Raw genomic sequence first — 337 nt, 5'->3', positions numbered from 1 at the left:
CTAAGTACAACCAGTACTTGAAGATGAGTACGACGACTTGCAACTGCAACAGTCGTGACCGTGTTGTATACGGCGGCAACAGCGCTGACAGCACCAGGGAGCAATGGTTCTTCCAGCCCGCCAAGTACGAAAACGACGTCCTGTTCTTCATCTACAACCGCGAATTCAACGATGCCTTGGAGCTCGGTACGATCGTGAACGCCTCGGGAGACCGCAAGGCCGTTGGACACGATGGTGAAGTCGCCGGTCTTCCTGACATCTACTCGTGGTTCATTACACCTTTCTAAACGACCAAAGGCACTGTTATATGTTCATGAATAATGTAATAAACGAGCAT

The 337-nt window shown here is 50.1% G+C and carries 1 protein-coding gene; it reads left to right on the top strand.

Features of this window, described 5'->3' with window-relative positions; translation table 11 throughout:
• Nucleotides 1-287: hypothetical protein (locus F0U47_RS22750; protein ID WP_149730575.1), on the top strand; the 287-nt coding region annotated here is incomplete at its 5' end.
• Between the last annotated feature and the right edge of the window lie 50 nt (nucleotides 288-337).

This window comes from Nocardioides antri (assembly GCF_008373765.1).
Classification (GTDB): Bacteria; Actinomycetota; Actinomycetes; order Propionibacteriales; family Nocardioidaceae; genus Nocardioides; species Nocardioides antri.
Note: the sequence above shows the minus strand (reverse complement) of the source record. Positions and strands in the feature narration are given on the sequence as shown.